Origin of the sequence: Paraburkholderia largidicola, from assembly GCF_013426895.1 — a bacterium.
Classification (GTDB): Bacteria; Pseudomonadota; Gammaproteobacteria; order Burkholderiales; family Burkholderiaceae; genus Paraburkholderia; species Paraburkholderia largidicola.
In genome coordinates this window covers 1,543,780-1,563,766 of sequence record NZ_AP023176.1, presented here as the reverse complement: position 1 = coordinate 1,563,766, position 19,987 = coordinate 1,543,780, and the positions used below count along the sequence as shown (strand labels likewise).

General features: G+C 63.9%; 19 protein-coding genes. 8 read left to right on the top strand and 11 right to left on the bottom strand.

Annotated features, from left to right (window positions below):
* Positions 1-81: 81 nt before the first annotated feature.
* Positions 82-1,782 (top strand): dihydroxyacetone kinase family protein, encoded by a 1,701-nt coding sequence (locus PPGU16_RS35680; protein ID WP_180725542.1) that lies wholly within the window; start codon positions 82-84, stop codon positions 1,780-1,782.
* 11 nt (positions 1,783-1,793) lie between these two features.
* On the opposite strand, the gene PPGU16_RS35675 is transcribed toward PPGU16_RS35680, so the two are convergent.
* Positions 1,794-2,798 (bottom strand): aliphatic sulfonate ABC transporter substrate-binding protein, encoded by a 1,005-nt coding sequence (locus PPGU16_RS35675; protein WP_180725541.1) that lies wholly within the window; start codon positions 2,796-2,798, stop codon positions 1,794-1,796.
* A 267-nt stretch (positions 2,799-3,065) separates the two neighbouring features.
* On the opposite strand from PPGU16_RS35675, the gene PPGU16_RS35670 reads away from it, so the two are divergent.
* The 5 genes from PPGU16_RS35670 (at position 3,066) to PPGU16_RS35650 (ending at position 8,615) form a co-directional block, all read left to right on the top strand.
* Positions 3,066-4,061: an ABC transporter substrate-binding protein gene (locus PPGU16_RS35670; RefSeq protein WP_180725540.1), complete on the top strand. Its 996-nt coding sequence runs from the start codon at positions 3,066-3,068 to the stop codon at positions 4,059-4,061.
* A 26-nt stretch (positions 4,062-4,087) separates the two neighbouring features.
* A complete protein-coding gene (locus PPGU16_RS35665; protein ID WP_180725539.1) occupies positions 4,088-5,134 on the top strand; it encodes an ABC transporter permease in 1,047 nt (348 codons plus the stop codon).
* Positions 5,128-5,946 carry an ABC transporter ATP-binding protein gene (locus PPGU16_RS35660; protein ID WP_180725538.1) on the top strand — a complete coding sequence of 273 codons (819 nt, stop codon included), beginning with the start codon at positions 5,128-5,130 and terminating at the stop codon, positions 5,944-5,946. The genes PPGU16_RS35665 and PPGU16_RS35660 overlap by 7 nt, the downstream gene beginning before the upstream one ends.
* A gap of 40 nt (positions 5,947-5,986) precedes the next feature.
* Positions 5,987-7,027, top strand: a complete 1,041-nt coding sequence (locus PPGU16_RS35655; RefSeq protein WP_180725537.1) for an ABC transporter substrate-binding protein — start codon at positions 5,987-5,989, stop codon at positions 7,025-7,027.
* 475 nt (positions 7,028-7,502) lie between these two features.
* Entirely contained in the window at positions 7,503-8,615 is a 1,113-nt protein-coding gene (locus PPGU16_RS35650; RefSeq protein WP_224028970.1) for a sensor histidine kinase, read from the top strand.
* 11 nt (positions 8,616-8,626) lie between these two features.
* On the opposite strand, the gene PPGU16_RS35645 is transcribed toward PPGU16_RS35650, so the two are convergent.
* Positions 8,627-9,259 (bottom strand): DUF1003 domain-containing protein, encoded by a 633-nt coding sequence (locus tag PPGU16_RS35645; RefSeq protein ID WP_243460677.1) that lies wholly within the window; start codon positions 9,257-9,259, stop codon positions 8,627-8,629.
* A gap of 305 nt (positions 9,260-9,564) precedes the next feature.
* Here PPGU16_RS35645 and PPGU16_RS35640 point away from each other — a divergent pair, with 305 nt between their 5' ends.
* Entirely contained in the window at positions 9,565-10,386 is an 822-nt protein-coding gene (locus PPGU16_RS35640; protein WP_180725535.1) for an alpha/beta fold hydrolase, read from the top strand.
* A gap of 93 nt (positions 10,387-10,479) precedes the next feature.
* Here PPGU16_RS35640 and PPGU16_RS35635 read toward each other — a convergent pair whose 3' ends face one another.
* From PPGU16_RS35635 to PPGU16_RS35625, 3 genes are all read right to left on the bottom strand, one after another.
* On the bottom strand, positions 10,480-10,959 hold the full coding sequence (locus tag PPGU16_RS35635) for a hypothetical protein (RefSeq protein ID WP_180725534.1): 480 nt from the start codon (positions 10,957-10,959) through the stop codon (positions 10,480-10,482).
* 133 nt (positions 10,960-11,092) lie between these two features.
* Complete coding sequence (locus PPGU16_RS35630) at positions 11,093-12,298, bottom strand: acyl-CoA dehydrogenase family protein (protein WP_180725533.1); 1,206 nt, start codon at positions 12,296-12,298, stop codon at positions 11,093-11,095.
* Positions 12,299-12,347: 49 nt separating this feature from the next.
* Entirely contained in the window at positions 12,348-13,280 is a 933-nt protein-coding gene (locus tag PPGU16_RS35625; RefSeq protein WP_180725532.1) for an ABC transporter substrate-binding protein, read from the bottom strand.
* A 190-nt stretch (positions 13,281-13,470) separates the two neighbouring features.
* On the opposite strand from PPGU16_RS35625, the gene PPGU16_RS35620 reads away from it, so the two are divergent.
* Positions 13,471-14,382, top strand: coding sequence for a LysR family transcriptional regulator (locus PPGU16_RS35620; RefSeq protein ID WP_180725531.1), 912 nt, complete (start codon positions 13,471-13,473; stop codon positions 14,380-14,382).
* 30 nt (positions 14,383-14,412) lie between these two features.
* Here the strand turns inward: PPGU16_RS35620 and PPGU16_RS35615 are convergent, their stop codons facing one another.
* The 6 genes from PPGU16_RS35615 to PPGU16_RS35590 form a co-directional block, all read right to left on the bottom strand.
* Positions 14,413-16,020 (bottom strand): rhodanese-related sulfurtransferase, encoded by a 1,608-nt coding sequence (locus PPGU16_RS35615; RefSeq protein ID WP_180725530.1) that lies wholly within the window; start codon positions 16,018-16,020, stop codon positions 14,413-14,415.
* Complete coding sequence (locus tag PPGU16_RS35610) at positions 16,017-16,613, bottom strand: cysteine dioxygenase family protein (protein ID WP_180725529.1); 597 nt, start codon at positions 16,611-16,613, stop codon at positions 16,017-16,019. The genes PPGU16_RS35615 and PPGU16_RS35610 overlap by 4 nt, the downstream gene beginning before the upstream one ends.
* Positions 16,613-17,428: a class II aldolase/adducin family protein gene (locus PPGU16_RS35605; protein ID WP_180725528.1), complete on the bottom strand. Its 816-nt coding sequence runs from the start codon at positions 17,426-17,428 to the stop codon at positions 16,613-16,615. Before PPGU16_RS35605 ends, PPGU16_RS35610 begins: the two co-directional genes overlap by 1 nt.
* 20 nt (positions 17,429-17,448) lie before the next feature.
* Complete coding sequence (locus tag PPGU16_RS35600; RefSeq protein ID WP_180725527.1) at positions 17,449-18,525, bottom strand: LLM class flavin-dependent oxidoreductase; 1,077 nt, start codon at positions 18,523-18,525, stop codon at positions 17,449-17,451.
* Between the two features lie 170 nt (positions 18,526-18,695).
* Positions 18,696-18,983 (bottom strand): gamma-butyrobetaine hydroxylase-like domain-containing protein, encoded by a 288-nt coding sequence (locus tag PPGU16_RS35595; protein ID WP_180725526.1) that lies wholly within the window; start codon positions 18,981-18,983, stop codon positions 18,696-18,698.
* Positions 18,980-19,975, bottom strand: coding sequence for a HEAT repeat domain-containing protein (locus PPGU16_RS35590; protein ID WP_180725525.1), 996 nt, complete (start codon positions 19,973-19,975; stop codon positions 18,980-18,982). The genes PPGU16_RS35595 and PPGU16_RS35590 overlap by 4 nt, the downstream gene beginning before the upstream one ends.
* Between the last annotated feature and the right edge of the window lie 12 nt (positions 19,976-19,987).

Below are 19,987 nucleotides of genomic sequence, written 5' to 3'. Positions count from 1 at the left end.
GGCTAAAGTGTGCCCTTCGGGCCGCTCGCGGTCCAACCGCTTATCCGTCACCCGAATTCGAATTCACCGAGGTTCAAAGCCATGAAAAAGCTGCTGAACGATCCGTCGCATGTCGTGCGCGAGATGCTCGAAGGTCTTGCGATGCTCGCGCCCGATACCGCCTTGCTGCGCGACGCGAATGTCGTCGTGCGGCGTGATCTGCCTGAGCCGCATGCGCGGCGCGTCGCGATCATTTCGGGCGGCGGCAGCGGCCACGAGCCCGCGCACGCGGGCTATGTCGGCGACGGCATGCTGGCGGCGGCCGTGTGCGGCGAGGTGTTCACGTCGCCTTCGACGGATGCCGTGCTCGCGGCGATCCGCGCGTCGGCGGGACCGAACGGGGCGCTGCTGGTCGTCAAGAACTACACGGGCGACCGCCTGAATTTCGGCCTCGCGGCCGAACTGGCGCGCGCCGAAGGGATACCCGTCGAAGTCGTCGTCGTGGCCGACGACGTGTCGCTGCGCAATACCGTCGGGCGCGGGCGGCGGCGCGGCATTGCGGGAACGGTGTTCGTGCACAAGATCGCGGGCGCGGCAGCGGCGGCGGGCAAGACGCTCGCGGACGTAGCGGCGCTTGCGCGCAGTGCGGCCGATGCGATCGGCACGATGGGCGTCGCGCTCGACGGCTGCACGCTGCCCGCGACGCAACAGTCGAGCTTCAGTCTCGCGGACGACGAGATCGAACTGGGCCTTGGCATTCATGGCGAGAAGGGCGTGCAACGCACGAAGCCGATGCCTGCCGATCAACTCACGGATACCTTGCTCACGGCGATCACCGACGATCTGCGACTGTCGGGCGGCGAGCGCGTTGCGCTGCTGATCAATGGTCTGGGCGCAACGACGCCGATGGAACTGGCCGTCGTCGCGCGCGCGGCGATCAATGGACTCAGGCAACGCGGGCTGCGTATCGAGCGCGCATGGTGCGGCACGCTGCTGTCCGCGCTGAACATGCCGGGCTGCTCGATCTCGGTGATGCGCGTCGACGACGAGCGCCTTGCGCTACTCGACGCCCCGACGAAGGTAGCGACATGGCCGGGCGCGGGACGCGTGAATGTCGACGGCGCGACGGGCATCGCGGCGGGCGCAGCGGAAGACGCCGTTGCGTCGTCGAATCAGGCAGCGGCACAACGCACGCCGTTGCAACTTGCGTTCGACGCCGCCGCGCGCGCATTGATCGACGATGAAGCGCGGCTGACCGAACTCGATTCGAAAGCGGGCGACGGCGACCTCGGCTCCAGCATGAAGCGCGCGGGCGAAGCCGTGCTGGCGATTCCTGCGACGGCATGGCCATCGGCGGCCGATGCGCTTGCCGACCTCGCCGTCACGCTGCGTCGCGCGATAGCGGGCAGTTCCGGGCCGTTCTATGCAACGGCATTGCTGCGCGCGTCGCGCCGTCTCGGTGAGAGCGATGCGCCCGCTGCACCGGATTGGGCCGCTGCGTTCGATCTGGCCGTCAAAGCGATCTCCGAGCTAGGCGGCGCCCAGCCCGGCGAGCGCACGATGCTCGATGCGTTGCGGCCTGCGTCGGACGCGTTCACTGCCGCTGTCGATCGAGGCGAGCCGCTTGCCGCCGCGTGGGCTGCCACAGTCGATGCGGCGGAGAAGGGCGCGGCATCGACGGCTTCGATGATGCCGCGCGTCGGGCGTGCGAGCTATCTCGGCGAGCGCGCCGTGGGCGAACCCGACGGCGGCGCGGTGGCCGTGGTGTGCTGGCTGCGTGCGTTGACGCCGTTCGTGCGCTAACCGTTCCTGCGCTAACTACCGATGGCTTTCGCCCGTTTGGTAGTGAAGTCCCACAACTGCGCCTGATTCGTCTCGACGCGGGCGGGCAGCAGACCATTCTTGTAGAACGCATCGGCAATGATCTGCTGCTCGCTGTAGTTCTGGACGGCAACGGCCCGAACCAGATAACTGCGCCGCGCATTGGCGCGTTCGATTGTCGTCGCGTCGAGGCCCCAGATCGGCGCAAGTGTTTTCGCGGCGTCGTCGGGATGCGCGCGCAGCCATTCACCCGCTTCCTTCAGTTGCTCGAATACGACCTGAACGACTTCGGGATGCGCACTGGCGAACGTGCTCGACGCGAGATAGTAGCGCTGATACGAAGCCAGCCCGTCGCCATTCGCAAGGATTCGCACGTCGGCGTTCTTGTCGACGGATGCGACATACGGGTCCCACGTAATCCATGCATCGACGCTGCCGCGCTCGAACGCCGCGCGACCGTCCGCAGGTGTGAGATAGCTGATCTTCACATCGGTCGATGCAAGCCCCGCTTTGTTCAACGCCGCAAGCAGCAGATAGTGGCTGCCCGCCGCTTTCGTCACTGCGATGCGCTTGCCCTTCAGGTCGGCAAGCGTGTGCAATGGAGTGTCCTTCTTGACGATGATTGCCTGCGCGCCGGGCGAAGGCGCTTCCTGTGCGACATACACGAAGCGCGCATGCGCGGCCTGCGCGAAGATCGGCACGGTGTCGGCGACGTCAGCGCTGAAATCGACGGCGTCGACGTTGAGCGCTTCCGTCAACGGCAGGCCGCTTGTGAACTCGTTCCACGAAACGCGCACGTTGAGTGGCGCGAGTGCTTTTTCGAGCGAGCCGCGTGTCTTGAGCAGCGTAATGAGTGTCGACGATTTCTGGTAACCGATGCGCAACGAAACAGGCGCGCCATTCGCGTTGGACGCTTGCGCGAAACTCTGCGCCGATGTCAGTGCCAACAGGGAAACCAGTGCGATGCGGGCAAAGGCCCGTCGTGAGATAGACGCCATACGTATATTCCGTTGTCTGTGTTGAATCGGGCGAAGCAATGGATCGATTCGCCATCGTAGCAACGGAATCGACGCTTCCTAAGCGAATGTTTCAGCTATGGATTGCACGCTTATCGATAAGCATCGACGTGATGTTCATCGTGTCAGACACGCCATTCAAAAGATGCAAAACATAAATATTGCCGTGAGATAAACATATATAAATAGAATAATTCTCACGGTGGTCCTTCGTCGCTACGCTTGCCTGCATATCGACTGTGAGGGCCTATGAGCGCTTCTGTTCCAACGTTTTTTTCCACGCGACGGCGGGTACTTCGCGCACTCGCGGCGGCGCCTGCCGCTGCTGTGTTGTCCGCATCGATCGCGCGCGATGCGCAAGCAGCCGACGCGGTATCGACCACGATCGTGCTCGGCGATCAGGCGGGCGGCACGCGCGCGCTCGCCGAAGCCGCGAAGGTACTCGACGGCACGCCATACGCGTTTCGCTGGGCCAACTTCCAGGGTGCGGCGCCGCTTTTCGAAGCGCAACGCGCGGGCGCGGTCGATCTCGCGCCTGCGGGCGATCTGCCCGTGCTCGCAGCGGCCGTTGGCGATCCGACCTTGAAGATCGTCGCGACGCGCGTCGGCTCCGGCGCGCAACTCGGCATTCTCGTCGCGCAGGATTCGAAGATCCGCACGGTCGCGGACCTGAAGGGTCGCACGGTGTTCATTTCGTCTGCGCGCGGCAGCATTTCGCAGTTCCAGTTATATGGCGCGCTCGCCGAGGCGGGGTTGTCGAAGGACGACGTATCCGTGCGCTTCATCTTGCCCGTCGATGCATTCGCGGCGTTCACGTCCGGTTCGATCGAAGTGTGGGCGACCTTCGATCCGTACTATGGCATCGCGGTGCAACGCGGCGCGCGCGTTCTGCGTGACGGCACGGGCATCAACAGCGGTCTGGGTTTCATCACGGCCTCGGGTGCCGCGCTTGCGGATGCGCGCAAGCGCGCAGCCATCGCGGATGTGTTGCTGCGTTATCAGCGCGCGGGCGACTGGGCAGTCGCGAACGCCGACGCCTACGCGCAAATCTACGCAACCCTCACGCGCTCACCGCTCGATGCCGCGAAGCAGATCACGAGGCGCGCGTCGCTCAAACAGCACTTCGTCTCCGACGCCGACATCGCGGCGCTGCAAAAGGTGGCCGACGCCGCGTATCGCGATGCGATCCTGCCGCGCCGCATCGACGTGCGCGCGATTTCGGATACGACCATCGGCAACGCTTGAGCCGCACTTTCAAGGAGCGTATCGACATGTCCTCACACACTCAGGCAATCGATCTTGCGGGCCTGCAGGCAGACGATGCCGCTGCGCCGCGCGAGATCCGCGGGCCGCTCGTCGCCGCGCTGGCGGCGCTTGCGTGGCTCGGCGGCGCGGCCGTGACGCAATGGTGGCCCGCACTCGACGACTGGCCGTACACGCGTGAACTGCTGATTCTGAAGCTCGCGGTGGCCGCGTTGTCGGCGGCAATCGGCGCGCGCGCGTGGCTGACCAACGGGTCCGTCAGGCCGCAACCCGACACGAAGCGCGCACGCATCGACAGATGGATCGCAGCGTCGCCGTGGCTGCTCGCGCTCGCCATCGGCATTACCGCGTGGGAACTCGTCACGGCGCAACTCGAATGGTTGCCGCGCCCGTTCTTCGCGCCGCCTCAGGCACTGATCGCGGTGTATTTCGACGACCTCCCGAGACTTGCGTCGAGCGTCGGGCATTCGTTCGTGTTGCTCGCTTATGGCTATGCACTCGGCGCGCTGACGGGCTTCACGATTGGCGTGAGCATCGGCTGGTCGCGTGCCGTGGGTTACTGGCTGCACCCTGTGCTGCGTCTGATCGGCCCGTTGCCAGCGACCGCGTGGTTGCCGCTCGCGTTCTTCTTTTTCCCGTCGAGCTTCAGCGCAAGTGTCTTTCTGATCGCGCTCGCTACTGCGTTCCCCGTCGCGGTGCTGACGTGGTCCGGGGTCGCGGGCGTGAACTCGGCTTACTACGACGTCGCGCGCACGCTCGGCGCACGCGCGTCGTTCCTGATCTTGCGCGTGGCGATTCCTGCCGCGCTGCCGTCGGTGTTCGTCGGATTGTTCATGGGACTGGGCGCATCGTTCTCGGTGCTGATCGTCGCCGAGATGATGGGCGTGAAGGCGGGGCTGGGCTGGTATCTGCAATGGGCGCAAGGCTGGGCCGCGTACTCGAACATGTATGCCGCGCTGCTCGTGATGGCGCTGATGTGCTCCGGTCTGATCACGCTGCTGTTCAAGGTGCGCGACCGTCTGTTGGCCTGGCAAAAGGGATTGCTCAAATGGTAGCCGCTACTCAGGTGTCGCACGCGCACGCGCAGGCAGATATGCGGCAGGGCGCGCGCATCGACGTGCGCAACGTCAGTCATCGCTTTGCCTTGCGCGGCGAAGCGCTTGCCGTGCTCGACGACATCAGCCTTACTGTCGAGCCGGGCGAATTCGTCGCGCTGCTCGGGCCGAGCGGCTGCGGCAAGTCGACCTTGCTGCGTCTCGTCGCGGGCCTCGACACACCGGCTCGCGGCGCGCTGCATGCGAACGGCGAGCCGATTGCCGGGCCGGACCCGTCGCGCGTCGTGGTGTTTCAGGACCCCACGCTGTTCCCGTGGCGCACCGTGCGCGACAACGTCGGCCTCGGCCCCGAAGCGCAGCGTACGGGACGCGATCGCGCCTCGCGTGACAGCGCGGCGGCGCGCATCGACGCCGCGCTCGAACTGGTCGGACTCGATCAGTTCGCCGATGCGTTTCCGCATCAGCTGTCGGGCGGCATGGCGCAGCGCGCGGCGCTGGCACGTGCGCTCGTCAACGATCCGCAACTGCTCGTGCTCGACGAGCCGTTCGGCAAGCTCGATTCGCTGACGCGCATCCGCATGCAAGGGGAACTCGTGCGTCTATGGCAGGCCGCGCGCTTTTCGGTGCTGCTCGTTACGCACGACGTCGAAGAGGCGTTGTATGTGGCGAACCGCGTGATCGTGCTGAGCGAACGGCCGGCGCGCATCGTCGCGGAAGTGCGCAACGACGCGCCGTATCCGCGGCATCGCGACGACCCGAAACTCGTCGCGCTGCGCCGCGAGGTATTGGCGCAACTTGGCCTCGTCGCATGACGCTGCAGATAACCACACTACGCATTGGAAAAACAACGACATGAAAACCGACGATAACCTCGATCATCCAGAACCCGCCAACGCATCACGTCGCGCATGGCTGCGCAAGACCGCGTGGACGGCGGGCGCTGCGGCACTGGGCGGCGCATCGTTCCTGCCGGGCATGCGCGCCATCGCCGATGAAAACCTCAAGCCGCTCAAGCTCTCGTGGAATGCGGGCGCAATCTGCACGGCGCCCGTGCCCGTTGCCGTCAAGCAAGGGTTCTTTCGCAAGCATGGCCTCGACGTCGAGCTGATCAACTTCGCCGGTTCGACGGACCAGTTACTCGAAGCGATCGCCACGGGCAAATCGGATGCGGGCGTCGGCATGGCGCTGCGCTGGATCAAGCCGCTGGAACAGGGCTTCGACGTGAAGCTGACGGCGGGCATCCACGGCGGCTGCATGCGGCTGCTCGCGACGAAAGCGTCGGGCATCGTCGATCTGCAAGGGCTGAAAGGCCGCACGGTCGGCGTCAGCGATATGGCGAGCCCTGCAAAGAACTTCTTTGCGATCACGCTCAAGAAGCTCGGTGTCGATCCCGATAACGACGTGCGCTGGCGGCAATACCCTGCGACGCTGCTTGGCGAGGCGCTGAAAAAAGGCGAAGTGCAGGCCATTGCCGATGGCGATCCGACCATCTGGACGCTGCGCGAGACCGATCATCTGCAGGAAGTGTCGAACAACCTGTGCGGCGAGTACGCGACCCGCGTGTGCTGCGTGCTGGGCGTGCGCGGCTCGCTGATCCGCAAGGACCGCGCGACCGCGCAGGCATTGACGCAGGCGCTTCTCGAAGCGACCGAGTGGACGGCGAATCATCCCGCCGAAGCGGCGACGATTTTCTCTTCGAATGCGCCGGGCGCGGACGTCGCGCAATTGACGGCGATGCTGAAGAGTCACACCGACCACCATCATCCCGTCGGCGACGCGTTCAAGAAAGAGATTGCGTTGTATGCCGACGACCTGAAGTCGGTCGGCGTGATCAACGCGGGAACGGACTCGAACCGTTTCGCGACCCGCGTGTTCTCGGACGTGCTCGCCTGAGCGTCTGGGAGTGGCTGGCGGCACGCAACGTGCCGTCAGTTTCAAGGCGCTGCATGCGCCTCTGATGACGGTGCAATGTCGAACTCAGCTTACGTCGACATGTAAGCTACCGTGCAAATCCGATAAAAGTTCCCACTCGACGAAAGCTCGCGCGACGCGCGCGCGTCATATTAGCGGCCATCGACAGGTTCGGCTTCAATTCTGCTTTCAGTGCCTGTCAAGTCGCACACCTTTCCCGGCATTGGAATAAATGCCGGCAAGCGATGTTAACGAGAGTTCGGGACGCATCACGCGAGACTCGCGCCCCGCCCGGACAGCCTTGCGCGAACCGCCTGCAACGAGCAGCGGTTCGACGCACGGTCCGCTATCCGGGGTGAGCTGCGCTGCGAAGCTGGACGCCGTGGGCTTGTGCCGCGTTGCCGTCCCCGCGTAGAGCGCGATTTGTCAAATCCGATTCTCCGCTCTCGACATGAACATGGAACGCGTGTCTTTCCTCGGCAAGCAGAACCCCACACTGACGCTGGCGCTCGCAGGCGGATTGGCGCTGATCGTTTTTCTGATCGATTCGTTCGGTCACTTCGCCACGGCGATCATGGTGTTGTACTCGATCGTCGTGATGCTGGTGGCCACTGTCCTGTCGCGCCGCGGCACGCTGCTCGTCGCGATCGCCTGCATCTGGGCGACGGTGATCGGCTTTCTGATCGGGCATCTCAACGAAGAGTCTTTCTCCGCGCTTGCACGCGCCACGGTGGCCTGTCTGTCGATCATCGCGACCACCGCGCTGACGTTGCGCATCCAGGCCGATGCCGCGCGTCTCGCAGAGCAGGTCCGCGAACTGCACGAGACACACGAAGCGCTGAACCGTTCGACAACCGAGCTTGCGCACGCCACGCGCGTGACGATGCTCGGCGAGCTTGCGGCATCGATTGCCCATGAAGTGAGCCAGCCGCTCGCCGCGATCACGACGCACGCCGAAGCGGGGCTGCGCTGGTTGCGGCGCGAAACGCCGAATCTCGAAGAAGCGTGCCACGCGTTCGATGCCATGGCCAGCAATGCGCGGCGTTCGAGCGAGATCATTCGCCGCATACGCGCGATGGCCAGCAAGAGCGAGCCGACGTTTGCGCCGCTTGGCATCAACGGCCTCGTGGTCGAAACGATCGACTTGCTGGATCGCGAGGTCAAGCGATACGGCGCCGTCGTGAAGATGAGTCTCGCGCCGGGCGAGTTGACGGTGAACGGCGACCGCGTGCAATTGCAGCAGGTGCTGATCAATCTGGCCGTCAACGGATTGCAGGCGATGTCGTCGATTCAGGACCGCCCGCGCGAACTCAGATTGCAGACACGCATCGAGGAAGGGCAGCGGGTCTCGATTACCGTCGAAGACTCCGGCGTGGGCATTTCACCCGAGGTCGCAGCGAAACTCTTCAGCGCTTTCTTTACGACGAAAACAGAGGGAATGGGTTTGGGGTTGTCGATTTGCCGCTCGATCGTCGAGGGACATGGCGGCTCCATCTCGTGCGCGACACCGTCGACGCGCGGCGCAAGCATGCAAATTTCGCTTCCTGTGCCCGTTTTTGCCGAGGCGTGAGCCGCGCGAGGTTACGTTGCTTTCGCGTGCTTGTCGCGAGTGAGTTTCTCGTGAACGTCCTGCGTGAGCCGCGCGATCTGTTCGGTGAGATCACGCGTCAATTCGGTTAGTTCGGTGTTCTGCCGCAGTAGCGCCTGCATCTGCTCGGTCTGATGCGCGAGCGCCTTGTCGCGCCGTTCCGCCGCAAGCGCCAATGCTTCGCGATGACGCGCGTCGGCGTCCGCATGCGCCTTGTCGCGGTCGGCCTGGCGCGTTTGTGCGAGCAGGATCAACGGCGCTGCATAAGCCGATTGAAGGCTGAACGCCAGATTCAACAGAACGAACGGATACACGTCGAAGCGTGTCACGCCGCACACGTTCAATCCAATCCATATCGCGACGATCACGGTTTGCGACAACAGAAACGTCGGCGTGCCGAAGAAGCGCGCGAACGATTCCGCCTTCAGCGCAAACCAGTCGTTACCGAAGACAGTCGAAAGATGCGCATAAGGCAGCTGAAAACGCAGATGATCGCGCGGCGGGTCATCGTGCTCGTGATGTTTTTCTGCCTTGTCGTTTTGCGAGGCAAGATCCTTGATGTTGCTGTCCATGATCGTGGCAATGAATGCTGGAGTGGAATAACGGATGCACGAGGTTTTGCGCATCGAATATAGGCAGACTGTAGAGCTTCGTTGCCACGCCCGGTTATACAAACGCACGCCGTGATTCAAGTGCGCACGGCCCGTGCGCGCGTGGTCTGCACGCGTCAAACGCGAATGGTCGTGCAGATACCAAAGTGTCGGGGCGATACACAACGCACGTCTTCCGATAGCCTGGATACTGGATTGGTACGCGATGCACTGGCCGCGATGAAGTCGCGCAGCGCCAGGCGCGTATTTCGCCGTGTTGCGTTCGTCGGATCGACAGAACGGGCGACGGCTGAATCGGCATCAATTCAGGAGTTCAGGTAATGGCTACGTTTGTATTGAAAGATGGCACCCAGCTTTTCTATAAGGATTGGGGTTCGGGTCAACCGGTCGTGTTCTCGCATGGCTGGCCGTTGAATGCCGACGCGTGGGACGCGCAGATGATGTATCTCGCGGAAAAGGGCTATCGGGTGATTGCGCATGACCGGCGCGGGCATGGGCGTTCGAGCCAGCCGTGGGACGGCAACGACATGAGCCGCTACGCGGACGATCTCGCGGAACTGATCGAGCATCTCGATCTGAAGGACGCGGTGCTGGTCGGCCATTCGACGGGCGGCGGCGAAGTCGCGCGCTATATCGGACGGCACGGCACCCAACGCGTGCGCAAGGCCGTGCTGATCTCCGCCGTGCCGCCGCTGATGCTGAAAACGCCCGCCAATCCGGGCGGCCTGCCGATTTCGGTGTTCGACGACATCCGCAAGGGCGTGATCGAAAACCGCTCGCAGTTCTTCAAGGATCTGGCACTGCCGTTCTATGGCTTCAATCGCGAAGGCGCGAAGCCGTCGCAGGGCACGATCGACGCGTTCTGGTATGCCGGCATGCAATGTTCGATCAAGGGCGCGTACGACTGCATCAAGGCATTCTCGGAAACGGACTTCACGGAAGACCTGAAGAAGATGACGGTGCCGACGCTGGTGCTGCAAGGCGACGCGGATCAGATCGTGCCACTGGACGATTCCGGCAAGCTGTCGTCGAAGCTCGTGCCGAATGGCAAGCTGAAGATCTACGAAGGCGCGCCGCATGGCATGTGCACGACGCATGCGCATCTCGTCAACGCCGACCTGCTGCAGTTCATCCAGGAATAACAGCTCAGGTGTGCCAGTCCTGCCGGTTATCCGGGCACCGGCAGGATTGGACCGTTACCCGTGACGCAAATCATTGCGTCACGGGTAACGGCGTTATTGCTGCTGCTCGTCGCGTGATGTGCGCATCTTTAGGTGATCGCTATATAAGCCGTAGGCGCGAGCCTCGTCGATGTCGACGATACGCAATCCAGTCGAAGTAAACGGGCGTGCCTGAACGGAGTGTGCATGCCGCCGCGTCATCATGGCTACGATGCCCGCGAATGACGCGCCGATCATCGTGCCGGCCACGCCGCAAATCAGCGAAGCCAGTGCCTGTTTGATGTCGGCTTCGAAGCCCGTGCCCGTCGCGGAATAAAAGAGTGTTGGGCCGCATAGCAGGCCCGACGCGCCGCCCCAGAATGCGCCCGTTGCGGTCCAGTATTTAAGGCGCGTTCGTGCGGAATCATATGAGCCTCGCAAATCGAACGGGCATGCAGACCGTTCGGGAATCGGCGATTCCTCCGATACCTTAAGGCATGTGCCCGTTGGGCGCCGCGTCGACACAAGGGTCAACCGTTTGCTTCGATCGTTCACGACCGTCTCCTGACTGTCTGATTCGCATGGCGCCGCATCGATGCCGCGCGGCGGTGTGTGAATGCATTGTCAGGTGAATGGAAGCTCGCAAATGTCGGATTGACACGGCGTTCAAGCGGTATGCACGTTCGCGCTAGTGGCGCGACGCGAATGCCGCGCGTCCGAGATTGCCGAGCACCGTATCGTTCTGCGGCGTGTGAATGCGCGCGCACAGTACGTCGCGATAATGGCGTTCGAGCGCGTTGTTGCGGCTCAGGCCCGGATTGCTGCTCGCTTCGAGTGCGAACTCGACGGCTTCGATCGCATGCTGGCTGACCAGGTACTTGATCGTCGGTGCTTCCGTCGGGCTGACATGGCCGGCCGCGCCCGCATCGAGCAATACGCGGTTGTTGAAGAGCAAGGCGTCGATACGTCCTGCCGTCTGCTGAAAACTGTCGAGGCTCGACAGCCGCGCATTCAGGCTGGACGGCACGCGTTGCGCGGTCCACTGCACGAACCAGTCGCGCGCCGCACGTGCGACGCCGTCGTAGATCGAAGGCAACAGGACGTTCATCCAGAGGCTGGTGACGGGGTCCATGCCGTTCGAAGGACCGGGCGCTTGCAGATCGACGGCGTGATCGAATGGCACGCGCACATTGTCGAAGATGACTTCGTGACTGCCTGTCGCACGCATGCCGAGATGATTCCACGGTTCGCCGAAACGGATGCCCGGCGTGTCGCGATGCACGAGCCATGTGCCGACGCGCGGCGACGCTTCATCCGTGCGGCCCCAGACGGCGAACCACGTCAGCCCCGGGCTGCCCGTCGAATAGAGCTTCCGTCCGTTCAGTATCCAGTGATCGCTTTGCTGTTTGCCGACGGTGCCCGGCAGTCCGCCGCGCGATGGCGAACCGAGTTCCGGCTCGACGCGCAGCGAATTGATCAGCGCGCCGCGCTCGACGGCATCACGCGCAATGCGTTCCTTGAGTGCGAGCGGCCAGTTGGGATTCGCCTGCAAACGCAGATGATATAGACACTGCATCACGACGATCAATGCGGTTGACGGCTCGCCGCGCGCAATTGCACGGATGACCTTCAACGTCTGCGCGAGCGTCGCCTCGTGGCCGCCGAGCGCACGCGGCACCGTCAACGCAAGCAACCCTGCGCGACGCAGCTTCGCGAGGTTGTCGTGAGGAAAGTGCGGACCTGCGTCGAGTGCGGCGGCGCTCGCGGCGAAGTCATCCGTCAATGCGGCGAGCCAGGCGTCGGCCTGCGGACTGTCGAGGTCCGCGAGCGCATCGAGGGCATCGGCGTCGCGCTCGATATCGATGAGCGCATGGTCGGGATGGCGGCGTGTCATAGTGGGCTGTGGGTATCCATAAAGCGTGACGACAAAGCGCGGCGCGAGCTCACGGTGCATCCAGCGGAAACTGACGGTCGAAACTCGGCGCGACGTCGAGTCGCGTCTTGATGACGTCGGCGCGGTGATAGAGATCGGCGGTCTTTTGCTGTTCCGCGACTACATGGTCGTCGATGGCGATGGGGTGCAGTTGCGCGCGCTGATAGACGGTCTTCAACACGTCGGGCGGCAAGCCGGTCACACGCGATTGCATCGCCGCGACTTCATCGGGATGCGACAGCGCCCAACGCTGTCCGGCCGCGACGCGTTTCAGGAAGTCGGCGATTTCCGCGCGCTTGGCCTTGATCGAGTCTTCCGTTGCGGCCTGGAAGCTCAGTCCCGACGAGAGATTCACGCCGTTCGCGATGCTGCGGTCGTGATCGCGCTGTTCGGCGAGCGCGACGTACGGGTCCCACGTGGACCACGCATCGACGTTGCCCGACGCGAGCGCCGCCTTGGCATCGGCGGGCTGCATGAAGCGCAGCGAGACATCGGAGAGCTTGATGCCCGCGCGCTCCAGCGTGGCGATAGCGAGGTAATGGCCAATCGAGCCGCGCGTCGTGGCGATGCGCTTGCCCTTCAGATCGGCGGCGCTTTTGATGGGCGATTGATCCGGAACGATGATCGCGAGGTCGATGGGCTGCGAGCGCGTGACCGCGACGGCGCGCACTTTCGCGCCGGCGGCATAGGCGAAGATCAACGGCGCGTCGCCGAGTCCGCCGACATCGATCGCACCCGCATTCAACGCTTCGCCAAGCGGCTGTGCAGCGGGAAAGTTGAACCATTCGATCTTGTACGGCACGTCTTTCAGTTGCCCGGATGCTTCGAGAATGCCGCGCGTCTGCAATTGCTGATCGCCGACCTTGAGGGTCGTGTCGGCATGAGCGGCAAACGGCGCGGCGGATAACGCAATGAGAAGAAGGCGGGCAAGCAGACGGTGCATGATGGATCGTGATGGACGCGAAAGAGTATGAAAAGCCTACGATACGCAGCCGGTTTTTATAAGGCAAACGCATTGTTCTGCTTTGCTAATATGCGAGATCGAAATGCGTGTTCGGCCTTGAATGCGATACGTCAATCACGCTAAGCTCGACACATCAGTCGTCAATCCTTCATCAAGCGGAAAGCATTCAATGAAACTCGATGAGATCGAGGCCTTTGTCGCTGTCGTGCGCAGCCAGTCGCTGAACCAGGCGGCGAATTCGCTGGCGCTCACGCAACCTGCCGTGACGCGTCGCATCCAGAACTTCGAGGAAGCGCTCGGCGTGGCCTTGCTCGACCGCAACACCAAGCCGTTGAAGACCACGCCGATGGGGCGCGCCGTCTACGAGCAATGCCGTGCGATCGTGCGCGAAGTCGAAGCCCTCAGGCATCTCGTCACCGACGATGCGCCACTCGCAGGCGTGCTGCGTCTCGGCGTCGCGCAGACGGTCGCCGACGTCGCGATGCTCAAGGCCTTGCATGCATTGCGTGAAGCTCACCCGGAGTTACAGGCGCGTGTCTCGACGGGTTGGGGCAATCCGCTGCTGCAAAAGGTCGAAGACGGGGAACTGGATGCGGCCGTCGTGCTGCTGCCCGCCAATCGTGCGTTGCCGGAAGCGTTAGTGGGCGAGTCGCTCGGTCCGTTGAAGCTGGCCGTCGTCGCGCGCAAGGGGAGCTTGAAAAAGCGCGTGCACACGCTGGCCGAATGTCAGGCGTATGGCTGGGTGCTGAACCCCGATGGCTGCGGTTTTCGCGCGGGGCTGCAGCATGCGCTTGCCGCGCAGGGCTATGCATTGAAACTGAATCTGGAAACGCTCGGCACCGAGCTTCAACTCGGCCTCGTCGCCGACGGCGTCGGGCTGGGTCTCGTGCCGTTGCCGTTGCTGAATGCAAGCGCGCACGCGGCGCAACTCGACGTGATCCAGCTCAGCGACTTCAAGCCTGAAATCGCGGTATGGATGGTGCGTTCACGCGCGCTCGGCAAGATGCAGTCGGCGTTGACGGTGGTGTCGGACAGCATCGAAAAGAGCTTCAAGGCCGCGCGTTTGTCGCGCGCGGCTTGAGCTTATTGGCTGACGCTTGACGAGCGCCGATCAGATCACGAAGAACCCATGTGTGCCGTCGCGTTCCAGTTGCGCGACTAACCCGTATTCCCATTCCAGATACGCGTTCATCGCTTCGCGCGCATTGTCGGTGCCTTCATAAGGACGCCGGTAACGGTCGATGCGCGGAGAAGCGAGATGCGCGTCGCCGCTCTCGACAGGCAAACCCGCGCGTATCCACGCCGACGTTCCGCCATCGAGCACCTGCACGGGCTTGCCCGTCAACGCCGCGACTTCCGGCGCGATGTACGGCGCGAGCGCATTCGTGCCGCACGTGACCACGTAGCGTTTGGCATCGGGCAACGCGCGCAGATCGTCGAAGGCATTCGACAGGCGCGAGCGCACGATCCAGTGTGCGCCCGGTATATGCGCCTTCACGTGATTGGCGCTCGACGTCACATCGAGCACGACGGTGCCGCTCGCCGAGTCCGCGAGCAGCGCGGCGAGTTCCTGTGGCGCGAGCGATTGCGTCGAAGCAGGCTGCGGCTTTGCCACTTGCCACGGGCCGTTTGCGGTCAGGTCTTCCGGCGAAGCGGCGTCCACCACGTACGTATCGATGTTCATCTGCGCGAGCCACGAGGCCGTCATGTTCGCGCGCACGCCGTCGTCGTCGAACAGCACGACACGCGCGCCGCGCACGGGCGCAAACATGTCCGTCTCCTGCACGAGCTGCCCACCCGGCGCGCCCTGAAATCCGGGTGCGTGGGCGCGTTCGTACTCGGCGGGGGTGCGCACGTCGAAGCGATACGTGGTGCGCGACGCGTCGGCGGCCCAGCCCGCGGCTTCGTCGAGCGTGGTGCGGCTCACGCCCGCGCGTTGCGCGAGCGCGAGTGCGGCGCGCTGCGATGCGTCGATGTCCGCCGCGTCGAGCCCCGCTTGCGGATCGAAGCGCCGCTCGCTGCCATGCTCGAGCTGCTGGCCCGCGAGCGTCCAGCCGATCGTACCGTTGCGCAGCGCAGCGACGGGATTCGGCAGCCCCGCATTGACGAGCGATTGCGTACCGATGATGCTGCGCGTGCGGCCCGCGCAATTGACGATCACGCGCGTAGTCGGCTTCGGCGCGAGGGCGCGCGCGCGCAGCACCAGTTCCGCGCCGGGCACGCTGATGCTGCCGGGAATGTTCATCGTCTGATACTCGTCGAAGCGGCGCGCGTCGAGCACGACGACGTCGTCGCCATTTTTCAGCAACGCATCGACGGCTTCCGCCGAAAGCGAAGGCGTGTGCCGCTGCGCTTCGACGAATTCGCCGAATGCCTTGCTCGGCACATTCACGTCGCGAAACACTTCGCCGCCAGCCTGTATCCATCCGTCCAGCCCGCCCGCGAGCAACGCGACGTTCGTGTAGCCGAGCGACGTCAGTGTGTCGGCGGCGCGCTCCGCGTAGCCTTCGCCCGCATCGAAAAGAACGATCGGCACGTCGCGGCGCGGCAGTCGCGTCCATGCGTCCAGTTCGATGCGCGACAGCGAGAGATTCGCCGCAAAAAGCGGGTGACACTGCGCATGCGGATCTTCTTCGCGCACATCGAGCAGGGCGATTTCACGCTTGGCGAGCAGCGCTTCGCGCACGTCTTCATAGGTGCGCACGGGATATGACTTCATGACTGACGACGTTCCTTGCTGAGGTCCCACAGGTTCGGGATGGTTTCGTTCGAATAGCCGGAGATGAAAGGCCTGGCCAGGCCCTCGGGCGCGTAGGTCGAGCGCAGCACCGCGCCGATATTCGCGCCATAGACGTGAATGCTGACGGACACGCGATCATCATACGCATTGCGCACGCGGTGAATATCGCCGATTGCCGGCGAGACCGCCTCGACAGTGCCTTTTTCGAGGCGTATTTCGTCGCCGGTCTGGCGCAGTGTGCCGTCGTTGTCGCGGGAAAAAGGGGCGGCGAGTTCCGCGCCGCGCAGCACGCCGATCAAGCCCCACACCGTGTGATCGTGGATCGGCGTCTGTTGTCCGGGCCCCCAGACGAAGCTGACAACCGAGAAGCGTTGCTGCACGTCGGCATACAACAGGTACTGCTGATAGCGCTCGGTGGACGGTTGTGCGTAGGTATCGGGCAGCCAGTCATCCGTATGGACCAGTTCGCGCAATGCTTGCCCGCCACGTTCGAGCAGTTCGGGTTCCGCGGTATCAGCATCGACGAGCGCCGCGATCTCACCGACGAATTGACGCAGTTTGTGAATCGCCATCAGTCGAGCAGCTCCCGTTCCTCTTCGACGAGCCCTTCGTACAGGCTTTCGAACGAATGCTGCGCGCCGCCCGGACGGCCGACCTGCTGATGCGTCAATGTGGCGATGTCGTGCGGGATCGGCTGCGGCGTGCCGGCTGCTTCGGCGAGCAGTTGCGCATGGCAGGCGTTGTCGAGCGCGATGTACCACCATGCAGCGGCTTCGACGCTCGGCCCGGCCGTCAGAATGCCGTGGTTCTTCAGGATCACCGCCTTGTGCTGGCCAAGCGCATCGGCGATGCGCGCGCCTTCGTCCGTATCGAGCACCACGCCTCTGAAGTCGTCGAACAGCGCGTGATCCTCATAGAAGGAGCACGCGTCCTGTGTCAACGGATCGAGCTTGCGTCCCAATGTGGACCACGCTTTGCCATACAGCGAATGCGTGTGCGCAGCGGCGACGACATCGGGCCGGGCTTCATGAATGGCCGCGTGAATCGCGAACGCCGCCTGATTCACGGGACCCTCGCCGACAACGATCTCGCCGTGACGATTGACCAGCAGCAGGTCCGACACGCGAATGCGGCCGAAATGTTTGCCGAGCGGGTTGACCCAGAAATGATCGGTCCATTCGGGATCGCGCGCGGTGATGTGACCCGCGAGTCCTTGCGCGAAACCATATCGGGCGAACAGACGGAATGCCCCTGCAAGGCGCTCCTGCCGATGGCGGCGTTCCTGCTCGAGCGTGCGTTGCGGCGCGGTGTCGTCGTCGAACCAGAACTTGCGCACGGGTGTCGAGCGGAAGGCGAGCGTGGGCGTATCGTGGAGTGCAGTGCTCATGTGTTTGTCGGCTCCCGTCGTCACGCGGCGCGGCGGATGCGGGCGGTCAATTCACGCGTCGCGGGGATCAGCTCGCGGCCGTAGTCGATTGCGTCTTCGAGCGGATCGAACCCGCGAACCAGGAAGGTCGTCACGCCAAGTTCGTAGTACTCGGAGAGCGTTTGCGCGACCTGTGCCGGCGTGCCGACGAGCGCCGTCGAATTCGAGCGTCCGCCGATTTCCTTGGCAACGGCCGTCCACAGGCGGTCGTCGGCGCGCACGCCGGCGCCCGATGCGGCCAGCAGGCGCTTCGCGCCTTCGCTCTGTTGCGGACCACCGCGCGAGAAACCCTGTTCGACGCGCAGACGGCGCGTCTCGTCGAGAATGTGCTCGGCGCGTTCCCACGCTGCCTTTTCCGTCGACGCGAGAATCGGACGGAACGACACCGAGAAGCGCACGTTGCGGCCATGCTTCGCCGCTTCGGCGCGCACACGCGCAATCAGTTCCGCGACCTGCTGTTTCGATTCGCCCCACAGCGCGTAGACATCGGCATGCTTGCCCGCGACGGCGAGGGCAGCTTCGGATGCGCCGCCGAAATAGATCGGCACATGCGGCGTCTGCTTCGGCTTCACATCCGAGAAGGCCTTTTCAAAGCGATAGAAGCGGCCTTCATGATCGAACGGCTCGTTCTCGGTCCAGACGCGCCGCAGGATCTGCAGATACTCGTCGGTACGCGCATAGCGTTCGTCGTGCGAGAGATAGTCGCCGTCGCGGCGCTGGTCTTCGTCGCTGCCGCCAGAGATGAAGTGGACAGCAAGACGTCCGCCCGAGAAATGATCGAGCGTGGCGAGTTGCCGCGCGGCCAGCGTCGGCGCGACGAAGCCGGGGCGGTGCGCGAGCATGAAGTGCACGCGCGACGTGACGCTCGCGGCATAGGCAATCGTGATGGTCGCATCAGGGCTCGTCGAGCTGTGCGGCACCAGTATGCGGTCGAAGCCCGCGTTCTCGTGGGCCTGCGCAAAGGCGCGCACGTAGTCGGTATCGATCGCGGGGCCTTGCGGCAGATGCGTTTCCGATACCTTGCGCTGCTGGATCATGCCGATGAATTCGACGCTCACGTTGGCTCCTTGCCGTATGTTCCGCTTCGACGGACGATTGGATGTGAAAGCAGACGCACTCGGCGTCTGCGGGTCGAAATCAGGCTATCACTGCGTTATGCAGAATTTAAATAGTAAATTCAGATAAAGATATCGAGTGCGCATGTTAGACGTGGCTCGATATGCGCGGATCAGGCAGTGGCTGGCAGGCGTTCCAGAAACGCCCACGGGAAAATGCCGCGTTCGTGGCTGTCGCTGAACAGCAGCTGGACGCCGTATCCGGCGGGGCGAACGTCCAGTACGGCGATGTCGTCCGGCACGAGGGGTGTGTCACCACGCAAGCGCAGACGCTTGCATTCGGCGCAAGGGCAATGCTGCCGCAACACGCGATGCGCGACGTGTTGCGTCACGCCGTCGGGCCAATGCAGCGTCAACGTCTGCGCCGTGCGGTCGATCTCGATATGCCGGGGCGTTCTCATCGCGCGCCTGCTCCGATCTGCTGCAACGCGATCCGCACAGCCTTGCGGACTTCGGGGTCGGCGTCGTCGAGTGCATGTTCCAGTGCGGCGAGTGTCGATGGATCGCGCAGTTCGCCCAGTGCGAGTGCGGCTTCCTTGCGCAGGTTGCTGATGGCATGCGACAGCAGCGCGATGAGCGCCTGCGCGGCGGCGCGGTCGCCGAGTTGACCCAAGGCTCGCGCCGCGCGCAGGCGCACTTGCCAGTAGTCGTCACCAAGCGCGGCGATCAGTGCATCACGAGCGGAATGCGCACGTAGCTTGCCTAGCGTCGTGGCGGCTTCTTCGCGTACTTGCCACGCGGGATCGGCAAGCGCATGCAGCAGCGCGTCCGGTATCGCGGCATCGTCCGCTGACGCGAAACCCAATGCGCCAACTGCCGCGCGGCGAATCTCCGCGCTGGCGTCACGCGTCGCGACACGCGCGAGCGGCACGAGTGCGCGCGCATCCTTGAGCCAGCCGAGCACGCCGACGGCTTCGATGCGCACGCCTGAGTCGTCGTGATCGAGCGCGCGTACTGCCGCTGAAAAGGCATCGGCATAACGCAATTCGCGCAACGCGCGCAGGATGGCGGCTTGCACGAACGGCTCGGGATGATCGACCCATCCGCATAACACGTCACCGGAAGACGCGGCCTTCAATGCCGACAGACTCGATGCGGCGGCTTCGCGCACATCGCGTTGCGCGTCGGTCAACGCCTCGCACAACGCGGCGACGATCTCCCGCTGCTCCCATGCGCCGAGCACGCGCGCCGCTTCGCTGCGGACGTCGGCGGATGCGTCGTGCTTCAGCGCGGCGACGATGGGTTGCAGCGCGTCGGGGTCTTCGAGGTCGGCGAGTTCGAGCAGCGCGATGCGTCGCACGGCGGCATCGGCATCCGCGAGACGCGGCAGCAATGCTGCCGCTTCCGGCGCGAGCGTTTGGGGATCGTAGGTCAGAATGGTCGGGTCGGTCATGGACGATCAAAG

What these genes read in the sequence shown, in the direction of transcription:
- PPGU16_RS35680 (WP_180725542.1), top strand. Translation starts at nt 82, where the DNA reads ATGAAAAAGCTGCTGAACGATCCGTCGCATGTCGTGCGCGAGATGCTC.
- PPGU16_RS35675 (WP_180725541.1), bottom strand. Translation starts at nt 2,798, where the DNA reads ATGGCGTCTATCTCACGACGGGCCTTTGCCCGCATCGCACTGGTTTCC.
- PPGU16_RS35670 (WP_180725540.1), top strand. Translation starts at nt 3,066, where the DNA reads ATGAGCGCTTCTGTTCCAACGTTTTTTTCCACGCGACGGCGGGTACTT.
- PPGU16_RS35665 (WP_180725539.1), top strand. Translation starts at nt 4,088, where the DNA reads ATGTCCTCACACACTCAGGCAATCGATCTTGCGGGCCTGCAGGCAGAC.
- PPGU16_RS35660 (WP_180725538.1), top strand. Translation starts at nt 5,128, where the DNA reads ATGGTAGCCGCTACTCAGGTGTCGCACGCGCACGCGCAGGCAGATATG.
- PPGU16_RS35655 (WP_180725537.1), top strand. Translation starts at nt 5,987, where the DNA reads ATGAAAACCGACGATAACCTCGATCATCCAGAACCCGCCAACGCATCA.
- PPGU16_RS35650 (WP_224028970.1), top strand. Translation starts at nt 7,503, where the DNA reads ATGGAACGCGTGTCTTTCCTCGGCAAGCAGAACCCCACACTGACGCTG.
- PPGU16_RS35645 (WP_243460677.1), bottom strand. Translation starts at nt 9,259, where the DNA reads ATGCGCAAAACCTCGTGCATCCGTTATTCCACTCCAGCATTCATTGCC.
- PPGU16_RS35640 (WP_180725535.1), top strand. Translation starts at nt 9,565, where the DNA reads ATGGCTACGTTTGTATTGAAAGATGGCACCCAGCTTTTCTATAAGGAT.
- PPGU16_RS35630 (WP_180725533.1), bottom strand. Translation starts at nt 12,298, where the DNA reads ATGACACGCCGCCATCCCGACCATGCGCTCATCGATATCGAGCGCGAC.
- PPGU16_RS35625 (WP_180725532.1), bottom strand. Translation starts at nt 13,280, where the DNA reads ATGCACCGTCTGCTTGCCCGCCTTCTTCTCATTGCGTTATCCGCCGCG.
- PPGU16_RS35620 (WP_180725531.1), top strand. Translation starts at nt 13,471, where the DNA reads ATGAAACTCGATGAGATCGAGGCCTTTGTCGCTGTCGTGCGCAGCCAG.
- PPGU16_RS35615 (WP_180725530.1), bottom strand. Translation starts at nt 16,020, where the DNA reads ATGAAGTCATATCCCGTGCGCACCTATGAAGACGTGCGCGAAGCGCTG.
- PPGU16_RS35610 (WP_180725529.1), bottom strand. Translation starts at nt 16,613, where the DNA reads ATGGCGATTCACAAACTGCGTCAATTCGTCGGTGAGATCGCGGCGCTC.
- PPGU16_RS35605 (WP_180725528.1), bottom strand. Translation starts at nt 17,428, where the DNA reads ATGAGCACTGCACTCCACGATACGCCCACGCTCGCCTTCCGCTCGACA.
- PPGU16_RS35595 (WP_180725526.1), bottom strand. Translation starts at nt 18,983, where the DNA reads ATGAGAACGCCCCGGCATATCGAGATCGACCGCACGGCGCAGACGTTG.
- PPGU16_RS35590 (WP_180725525.1), bottom strand. Translation starts at nt 19,975, where the DNA reads ATGACCGACCCGACCATTCTGACCTACGATCCCCAAACGCTCGCGCCG.